Origin of the sequence: Tunicatimonas sp. (assembly GCF_049647865.1) — a bacterium.
GTDB lineage: Bacteria > Bacteroidota > Bacteroidia > Cytophagales > Cyclobacteriaceae > Tunicatimonas.
Genome location: NZ_JBARYM010000586.1, coordinates 1 through 9,661 on the forward strand (window position 1 = coordinate 1; position 9,661 = coordinate 9,661).

General features: G+C 44.1%; 8 protein-coding genes. 2 read left to right on the plus strand and 6 right to left on the minus strand.

From position 1 onward, the window contains the following. Window positions 1-711 (plus strand): AI-2E family transporter (locus WBA23_RS17310; protein ID WP_424583541.1); only part of this gene is annotated, 711 nt, incomplete at its 5' end. On the opposite strand, the gene WBA23_RS17315 is transcribed toward WBA23_RS17310, so the two are convergent. The 4 genes from WBA23_RS17315 to WBA23_RS17330 all read right to left on the minus strand — a co-directional run bounded on the left by WBA23_RS17315 (window position 708) and on the right by WBA23_RS17330 (window position 4,461). After that, complete coding sequence (locus WBA23_RS17315) at window positions 708-2,000, minus strand: NupC/NupG family nucleoside CNT transporter (protein ID WP_424583542.1); 1,293 nt, start codon at window positions 1,998-2,000, stop codon at window positions 708-710. The genes WBA23_RS17310 and WBA23_RS17315 overlap by 4 nt on opposite strands. Before the next feature lie 67 nt (window positions 2,001-2,067). Then, a complete protein-coding gene (locus tag WBA23_RS17320) occupies window positions 2,068-2,667 on the minus strand; it encodes a bifunctional nuclease domain-containing protein (RefSeq protein WP_424583543.1) in 600 nt (199 codons plus the stop codon). A gap of 12 nt (window positions 2,668-2,679) precedes the next feature. Continuing rightward, window positions 2,680-3,654 (minus strand): electron transfer flavoprotein subunit alpha/FixB family protein, encoded by a 975-nt coding sequence (locus WBA23_RS17325; RefSeq protein WP_424583544.1) that lies wholly within the window; start codon window positions 3,652-3,654, stop codon window positions 2,680-2,682. Between the two features lie 69 nt (window positions 3,655-3,723). After that, on the minus strand, window positions 3,724-4,461 hold the full coding sequence (locus WBA23_RS17330; protein WP_424583545.1) for an electron transfer flavoprotein subunit beta/FixA family protein: 738 nt from the start codon (window positions 4,459-4,461) through the stop codon (window positions 3,724-3,726). A 95-nt stretch (window positions 4,462-4,556) separates the two neighbouring features. On the opposite strand from WBA23_RS17330, the gene WBA23_RS17335 reads away from it, so the two are divergent. Then, entirely contained in the window at window positions 4,557-4,880 is a 324-nt protein-coding gene (locus WBA23_RS17335; protein WP_424583546.1) for a tetratricopeptide repeat protein, read from the plus strand. Between the two features lie 102 nt (window positions 4,881-4,982). On the opposite strand, the gene WBA23_RS17340 is transcribed toward WBA23_RS17335, so the two are convergent. After that, window positions 4,983-6,038 carry an alkaline phosphatase D family protein gene (locus tag WBA23_RS17340; protein ID WP_424583547.1) on the minus strand — a complete coding sequence of 352 codons (1,056 nt, stop codon included), beginning with the start codon at window positions 6,036-6,038 and terminating at the stop codon, window positions 4,983-4,985. Between the two features lie 59 nt (window positions 6,039-6,097). Continuing rightward, window positions 6,098-9,385 (minus strand): TonB-dependent receptor, encoded by a 3,288-nt coding sequence (locus WBA23_RS17345; RefSeq protein ID WP_424583548.1) that lies wholly within the window; start codon window positions 9,383-9,385, stop codon window positions 6,098-6,100. Window positions 9,386-9,661: the final 276 nt, after the last annotated feature.

Genomic DNA, 9,661 nt, shown 5'->3' on the forward strand with positions numbered 1-9,661 from the left:
CTATCAGCTACTGCTGGTTTCTTTACAGCGTTCTTCCTAGCAATCATTTCGCTCTTCTTCTTTCTTTACTACCGAAAATTCTTTTTAGATTTTTTATACCGGTTATTCCATTCGGAGAATCATAAAATAGTGGGTACAACGGTGATCAAGATAGAGAAGGTAGTGCGGAGCTATATTCTAGGCCTATTCACGGTTATCTTGATCGTCGGCGTTTTAAACACCACCGGTTTAATGATACTGGGAATTGAGCACGCGATGTTCTTCGGTGCTTTAGCAGCGGTACTTACTATTATTCCCTATATCGGGGTTTTTATTGGCTCGCTTCTCCCTATATTATTTGCTTTGGTTACTAAAGATTCTTTGTGGTATCCGGTAGGAGTAGCCCTTATATTTTGGGTAGTTCAGTTTCTGGAAGGTAACTTTATTACTCCCAATGTGGTAGGCGGAAGGGTAAGTATTAACCCATTTGCCGCTATTTTAGCACTATTTTTTGGCGGAATGATCTGGGGTGCTATTGGTATGATTTTATCTATACCAATACTTGCTATCACCAAAGTAATTTTTGACACGGTACCTCCGTTAAACCCATACGGTTTCTTATTAGGAAATCCGCCAGACGAAAGCACACTAGAGTCGCGAAGAGTTAGATTGAAAAGTATCAGAAAACGACTTATACGAAGAAAAAGGTTACAGATAAAAGAAAAAGCTTAGTAGCTCACGAGCATCCCGGCAATAGTGGCGGTCATCATACAAGCGAAAGTAGCAGCCGTCAATGCCCACATGCCTAGTTTAGAGAGGTTTTCTTGCTGCTCGGGGGCTAAACTGCCAATACCGCCAATTTGAATAGCGATAGAACTAAAGTTAGAAAAACCGCAGAGCGCGTAGGTAGCAATTACCAGGGCTCGTCCGTCTAAACCACCTGCTGCTTTCATTTCTGATAAACTTAGATACGCCACAAATTCGTTAATTACTGTCTTTTGCCCCAGCAAACTACCTACTTGGAGGGTTTGATTCCAATCTACTCCCATAATGAAGGCGAACCCTCGAAATAGTTGTCCTAGTAAATATTCTAGCGAAAATTCATCGAATGTACCTTCCGTGCTCTGAACAACAAACTGGTTTAGGCCTGTTAGTTCACCAATTACACCCGATAAAAAATAGTTAATAGCCGCAATTACGGCAATAAACGCCAGTAGCATCCCCCCTACATTTAACGATAGTTTTAACCCTTCAGCTGCTCCTCTGGAAAGCGCATCAATCACATTTACTCCTAAGTTTTCGCCACTCACACTAAGCTCTGACCGTATTTTATCAGGTTGGGTTTCGGGTACTAGTATTTTTGCGATAACAATTGCCGCCGGGGCGTTCATAATGGATGCACTTAGTAGGTAGGAAGCAAAGCGAGTCCGTTCTACCGGATCATCTCCTCCTAAAAAAGCAACATAGCCACCCAGTACCCCGCCCGCAATGGTCGCCATTCCGCCGGTCATCAAACACATAATTTCAGAAAGCGTCATTCCAGCAATGTAGGGACGAACCAGCAGTGGGGCTTCGGTTTGTCCTAAAAAGATATTTCCGGCGGCTGATAGACTTTCTGCTCCCGATAGGCGCATAGTGCGCGCCATAACCCAGGCAATACCGTAAACAATTTTTTGCAGAATACCCAGGTAGTATAAACCTGCGGTAACCGTAGAAAAGAATATAATAGTAGGCAGTACTTGAAAGGCAAAGATATAGCCGAAAGAAGAAGCATTTACTAGGTCACCAAACAAAAACTCGGCTCCTTGCTGGGAAAAGCTTAAAAACTTTACAAAGGCTTCACTAACCTTATTAAAGATACCTTTTACTAACGGAACCTTCAGAATTAAGATTCCCGCCACCAGTTGGATAGCAATTCCTATTCCCACTAACCGCCAGTTCACTGCCCGCCGATTTCTGGATAATAGAAAGGCAATAAATACCAGGGCAGCAATTCCCAGAATTCCGCGAACGTAGGGCATAGTAGATCAGGCTAGTGGGTGCTACCCCAACCTACGTAGGTTCGGGCATGTATTTCAGGTAAGAATGTTAATTTCGGCGGTTCATCTCATCCCGAATCTTAGCCGCTTTTTCATAGTCTTCTCCTTTTAAGGCTTCCTCTAACATGGACGTAAGGCGATCGAACGACAAGTCTTTTAACTTCTCATTAGATGAACCTTTCTTCTTCCGCCCCCCCGAACCAGTTGGAGTGGGTGGTATCTCTGGCTCGCTTTCTTCATCAGTCAGTACGATACCGGCTTCGGAAAGCACACTTTCGTTGGTAAAAATGGGCACGTTAAATCGTAGACCAATGGCAATAGCATCTGAAGGACGGGCGTCAATTTCGGTAGTACCCGCTCCATCGCTACAAACGATTTTAGCGAAGAACACTCCTTCCTTTAGGTCAGAGATCATGATTTCTTCTACTGTATAGTGGAAGTTTCGCGCGAACGACTTAAATAAATCATGAGTCATCGGACGATTTGGAACAATCTTCTCAATCTCAATAGCAATTGCTTGGGCCTCAAACATTCCAATGATAATGGGTAATCGGCGATTACCTACTGTCTCTCCCAGCACCAACGCAAACGAACCCTGCTGAGACTGGCTAGAAGAAAGACCTAAGATTTCTAATTCAATTTTATTCACAGTATAAGCAACTTAGTTTTGAGAAGCTTTGATCTTTTCGGTTAACTGAGGCACTATTTCAAAGGCGTTGCCCACCACTCCGTAATCGGCGGCTTTGAAGAACGGTGCTTCAGCATCTTGATTAACGACTAAAATGTATTTAGAAGAGTTTACCCCAGCAAGGTGTTGGATAGCACCTGAAATGCCCACTGCTACGTACAGAGTGGGGCTTACTTTTACCCCGGTTTGCCCCACGTGCTCGTGGTGGGGTCGCCAACCCATATCCGATACCGGTTTACTACAGCCAGTGGCAGCTCCCAAAGTATCCGCTAGCTCTTCAATCATCTCCCAGTTCTCCGGACCTTTTAGGCCGCGACCGCCCGATACTACAATATCAGCCTCAGGTAGTAAAATATCGCCTTCACTTTTCTCAGTGTTTGTAATGGTAGCGTCAAAATCAGTATCTGATAGGGTGGCCGAGAAGTTTTCTACCGTAGCTGTTTCAGTTCCTTCTTCGGGAGTAATTGCGTTCTTTCGCAACGCGATAATTTTTTTATCTCGGTCGAGCTTAGTATACGCAAACGCTTTACCAGTGTAGATGCTACGTTTTACCACAAACCCATCGCTTAGATCGGGTAAGTCTACTACATTAGCACCTAGTGCCGCTTGCTGTTTAATGGCTACCCGAGAAGCAACCGGATCGGCCAGGGAAGACTTGGCGAGCACCAATACCTTAGCACCTGTCTCGTTCATAGCTTGGTCAACCACCGAAGCGTAAGCTTGAATTACTCCTTGGTTTAATCGTTCGTCGGTAACATGCAGTACCCGGTTAGCTCCAAATTTTCCTAAGCTTTCTAGCTCTTCACTACTAACCTGATTTCCTAAGGCTAAAGCTACTACATCATCTTCATTCATCTGCTTATTTAAAGCGGCAGCATAAGCTATAGCTTCCAAAGATGATTTTTTTATTTTTCCGTCGGATTCTTCAACGAGCACTACTATTGCCATACGTGTCTATTTCGGGTGTTGCTAATAATTTACTAAAAATCAATGATTTGAATGGTAAGTCTGCTACCGCTAGAGTACGTTAGCTTCATTCTTTAAGGCTTGTACCAGCCCATCTAATTCATCAGCCGAGAACATTTTTACCTCACCTTTGGGAGGGGGAAGTTCGTAGCGAACGGTATCCGTCATTTGCTCATCGCTAGTGGGTTCTCTAACATCTAGTGGCTTCTTGCGAGCCATCATAATACCGCGCATATTCGGAATTTTCCATTCGGCAATTGGTTCTTGGCAACCAGCAATAAACGGTAGTTTTACCTCCAGTTGTTCTTTCCCACCTTCTATTTCCCGAGCTAACTTAGCAGTATCACCCTCAATATCTAGCTGCATTACGGGTGAGATAGAAGGCATTCCTACCAACTCACCTACCATACCGTGTACTTGACCACCGTTGTAATCAATTGATTCACGTCCCATCAGTATCAAATCGTAGGCACCGTCCTTTACCACCGAAGCGATTTGCTGAGCCACAAAAAAACTATCAGTCGGATTGGCATTAATACGAATAGCATCATCTGCCCCAATGGCTAGTGCTTTACGGATAGTAGGTTCGGTTTCGGCTTCGCCTACGTTGATTACTGTAACTGAACCGCCGTGTTGTTCTTTCAGTTCAATGGCTCGGGCTAAGGAATAATCATCATAAGGGCCAATAATATACTGTACGCTGGTGGGATCAAATTTGGTGTTATTATCGGTAAACGATACTTTTGATGTGGTATCGGGTACGTGGGTGATGCATACTAAAATCTTCATAGGCCATCGCTTCTTTTGCTTCAATATTTACTTTTATAACCCGTTTTTCGCTGCGAAGTTACGTAAATCAAGAATAAATAAAAATCAGTCTGGGGATGAATACCGAACGTCTAGCTCAACTACTCGATTTCTTACAAGAAGAACCAAATGACCCGTTTACCCTGTATGCTATTGCTACCGAATACGTGCAGGATGATCCTCAGCAAGCTCGCCAATATTACGAGAAGTTGTTAGAGGAACACCCTGATTATGTAGCTACCTACTACCACACCGCTAAGCTATATCAAAGCGCAGGTGAAACCACACTAGCCGAAGCAACATATCAGAAGGGAATTACAATTGCTCAAAAGCAACAAGATCACCTCGCCCTGCGCGAACTTCGAAATGCCTACAACGAATTTCTTTTTGAAGAAGAATGAACGGGGTGCAGGGTGCAAGTAATAATTAGCAATCTTTATCCAATCAGACAGCAGTTCGCTTGAATGAAAGGCAATCAACCATTCAGCAATCAAGCAACTGAATCAATCATCGTTCATTGGATAAGTGATTGTCTCAGAAGCGTAGGTAGCTCCGTTTTCGCCTTTGATTTGGTAAGTAACTTCGTGGTTCTGCCAGTTGATCTGGATTAAACCATAGTTGAGTGAAACGATTAAATCACTAATCCGATGGCGGTTCTCTTCGTTGGCTTCTTCGTATACGTGGGTAAGGCCACTAGAAGTAATATCGTACATCGGGTAGGGCATTTCTGGTAGTTTGAGACGGGAGATTTCACCGATGTGGCGATCGCCACTCAGCAAAACTACGCCCTGCGCTTCTGAGGCAGCAATTAAATCATACAGTCGCTGGTGAGACTTGGGGAAATTCGCCCATTTCTCAAACCCATGTTCATCGTGGATGACCTGGATACTACTCCCAATAATATTGAATTGAGCGTCGCTACTGTTAAGTTCTTCGGTAAGCCACGCCCACTGGGCTTCGCCTAACATGTCTCCTTCAGGATTGGCCCCGTAACGCTTCCCTTCTACTGAAGACTCCATCAACGTATCACGGAAGTAGCGGGTATCCAACAGAATAATTTTCACCCGCTGGCCCTCAGGACCGTAGGTATACGACTGATAGCCACCTTCCCGGTTCCAAACTGGGCGACTGGGGGCTACCTGCAAGAATTCCAGCATCAGATCGCGACTCGGTGCTTTCTGCGCAAAATGCTTACCACCGTCGTTAATGCCATAGTCGTGATCATCCCAGATGCCAATGACCGAAGTAGAAGCCAGTAGTTGCTGGTAGCCTTTCTGCTGAAACTGTTGTTGATACTTCTGCTGCATCAGTGCCATATCCGGAGTATCCCCATAGATATTATCTCCCAACCAAACCCACAAGTCGGGTTGTTGCTCAACAATTTCGGGCCAAAGCGGCTGAGGCTCGTCAGCTTTATTACAGGAGCCAAAGGCGATGGTAGTGAGTACTTGGGTAGTGTCTATCGGTACTGCGGGCACCTGCGAGAAGGACTGCGGTTGATTGGTTTTGCAGCTAAATAGCAGTAGACCAGTAATAAAGAGCAGAGGTAATTGTTGCATACTAGAGGAGAAAAAAGAGGCTCACTGTTGAGCCTCTTGAGTCTAAGTTTGAAAGTTTATTATTGAAAGATGTACCGTACTCCTAGCTGCATTTGCCAACGGGAACTGATGACTCCCTGGTTGTCTAGTCTTCCGTAGAAAGAATCATCATTCTGAAATTCTTGAAAGGTGAAGGTAGGTACGTTCGTATCTCCCTGAAAACCTTCAAATTCCAGTAGCTCAATACCACTAGAAGAACCGAAATATCTCCGGCCCCACGTAGAATTTAGCAAGTTACCAAAGTTAAAAATATCTACCGAGAACTGAAGTGTATGTCGTTTCCCGTTACCTTGCTCAAGGTATATATCCTGTAAGAATCGTAAATCAAACGTATTGATAAATGGAGCGCGGGATGCATTGCGTTCGGTGTATTGTCCTCGGCGAGAGTTTAGGTATTCGTTATTAGAAATAAACTCATCTAATGAAGCCCACTGCTGCGCTGCCGAAACCGTCACGTTCCCTTCATCATCTGTTTGATCTACTAAAATAATATCACTTTGGTTATTAGGGACATAAACCAATGCTCGGTTGCGAGAATCTTCGTTGGTAATATCATCACCGCTACCATAGATGTACGTAGTCACATTCCCTGAAACTCCCTCGTAGACCAAAGATATCTGACTTCGACCGAAACTGAAGTAATCCGCTTCGTAAGATACCTGTCCAATGACTCGACTGCCTTGAGCAAAATCAGAGCGAGCTAGTTCTTCCCAATTATTTCGCCCGTCAATTGCGTGTAATCCTCGCCACTGCGACGAATTCTGTGAGGAAGTTCCATCGTAAATAGAAAGGGCATCTCCGTAGGAATAAGCAATTGATCCTTGAAAGCCATCCTGTAGCGGTTTTACCAATTGTGCCGATACGTTGTAAGAATAGCCTTTGCTTGTATTAGAACCCAAAATAATCCGTCCGTAAGTATCATCTATCGGATCATCCTGGTCAAATATGGCGCGGTCGTCAGGCGTGCCCTCTAGCTGACCTACTGCCGGTTTAAGATTTACGTTCTGGTAGTATACTTGGTTGATTGTGCTATTAAAGATACCTTCCAAAGTACCAATCATACCCCAGGGCAGCTTCTGATCATAGGCTAAGTTGAACTTAGCTACTTGGGGTATCTTAAAATTTGAGGCAAAAATATCAATATCGCCCGATGGTTCGGGATTGTTTGGATTTACCTCACCCGGAGGTTGTTGATTAATGTTAGGATTAAAGGGTAGATCTCCAAATCGCAGTACCGTACCTCGGTTTAACCCGTTGTTGTTATAGGCACCACCGGGCCACACCAGCGGAATACGGGAGGTAAAAACACCTGCCCCACCCCGAATTTGAGCGGTCTGATCACCCGTCAGGTCGTAGTTAAAACCGAAACGTGGAGAAACATATAGTTGGGGGTCAATAAAGTCACCAGTGCGGGCCCCTCGCAGATCATAACCAGCGGCTTCAATTGCTGGAAATGTATTGTTATTGAAATCCGGATTTTCTGGCGTTTCGGAGAACGTGGCAATATCGCCGCGTAAGCCCAGGGTAACTTTAAGTTTAGAGTTTACTTGAAATTCATCCTGCACGTAGAACCCGTATTGAGCACCGCTAAATTCAACCCCAGCAACTGACTCATCGCCCGTCACATTATCTCGTAGCGAGTAGCTTCGAATAAAAAAGTCTGATGGCTCTCCTGCTAAGAAATCATTTAAATTAGAGGTGCCAATAGGCTCCGACCGTGCCCATTCATAATCGCCGAAATTAAACGGGATAAATAGGTTTTTAGCCCGATAAAATTCCAGGTTCACACCGAATAGCAACGTATGTCGGCCTTTGTATAGCTCAAAGTTGTTGTTAACTGTAATTACATCTTGATCTAATAAATTAGCTGTAGAGAATGTCTCCGCCCCAAAAGTAAATCCGCCCCGTTCATCATCAATAAAAACTGCAGGAAACTCCTGTCCAAAAGGGTCACGATCATCTCTTACCAGCGTAGCTCCAATAGTGAGGTGATTAAACATGGAGTTACCAATGTTGGTCTTTAACTCTAGTGCCGTAGAGTTGGTATTGGATACAAAGTATTCGGATCCATTGCGGAAGCGAATACCCGAACTGGTTGAGGCTCTAGCTTCTAAATTTTCTGCTCCGGTAAATGAATGACGGACACTTAATTTGTTATTAGGATTAATATTCCAATCAATCTTAGCTAATAATTTATCACTATTTAGAAAAGCGGTGTTATCATTCCAAGAACCTGGATTGTAGCCATACTGAGACTGGAGAAAGCTGGATAACTGATTGATTTGCTCAACACCGACGTTTCCGTTATAGTTGGCAATATTGAACGGTTGAGGCGTTTCATTGCGCTCCTGTTCTAAGCTTACGAAGTAAAATAGCTTGTCTTTAATCAATGGGCCGCCTATCCGTGCTCCGTAGGTTTGCGAACTGAATTCGGGTAACCTCTCCCGCTCGAAATTAGAATCATCTATCTGATCGTCTTCAGCAGGGTCTAATCCAGCCAACCGCTCGTTCCGCCATAGATAGTAAACTGACCCTTCTACTTCGTTGGTTCCACTACGGGTAACCGCATTAATAGAACCACCCGCAAAACCCGATTGGCGAACGTCCATTGGAGCAACAGATACTTTAAACTGACCTATGGCATCTAAGCTAATGGGTGAAACCCCCGTTTGTCCGCCATTGGTACCGCTACCAGCTAAACCAAAAACGTCGTTGTTTACCGCGCCATCAATGTAAATAGCATTGTAACGGTTGTTTTGGCCGCCAATAGAAATTGATAAGCCATCGCCACCTTCTTCAATAGTAGCTTGCGGAGTGTACCGGGCAAAATCACCGATAGAGCGGTTTACGGTTGGCGTGGTGTTAATTTTCTCTAACGAAACAAAGGTTTCTGCCCCCGTCCGATTACCGTCGATTATATCACCCTGCTGAGCTGTCACCAATACCTCTTCCAACTCAGTTGCTGATTCGGACAGCTCAATATTAAGGTTGTAGGTTTGACCTAACTGAAGGTAGATATTATTTCGTTCTTTAGGCTCATACCCTACGAATGTTATTGTAACGGTATACGGGCCTCCTGTACTTAATGCAGAAAGTCGGAAGTACCCATTCGCATCAGTTACGTTGCCCCACTGAGAACCCGTAGGAGTGTGAACCGCCAGCACGGTGGCCCCAGGTAGTCCTTCCCCACTTTCGTCTATTACCTGCCCTCGAATATTAGCCGTAGTTGTTCCCTGGGCTAATAACTCGGACACACTGCCTAGGCAAGCTATCGCCACCCACAATAAAATTAGTAAATTACTTTTCATAGATTAGGTTTAATTGGTTAAAAAATTCGGCTGCAAAAGTACAGTTTTAAGACTAGTTTTGCTCAGTGATTGTTATTTATCTAATTATTAATTCACCCCTTTGTTCTTAACGTTTAGTTAACATAGCCTAAGTCCATTCTTCATTTTTTAATAGCTAAAAAAGTCCTGATACAAAGAAATAGCCTGATTTTATAAAGAATCAGGCTATTTATAAAATGCTTTTTCGGAAGTATTAGGGAAGTTCAGTTTGATAGTTTTTATCGGCCAGTATATTCG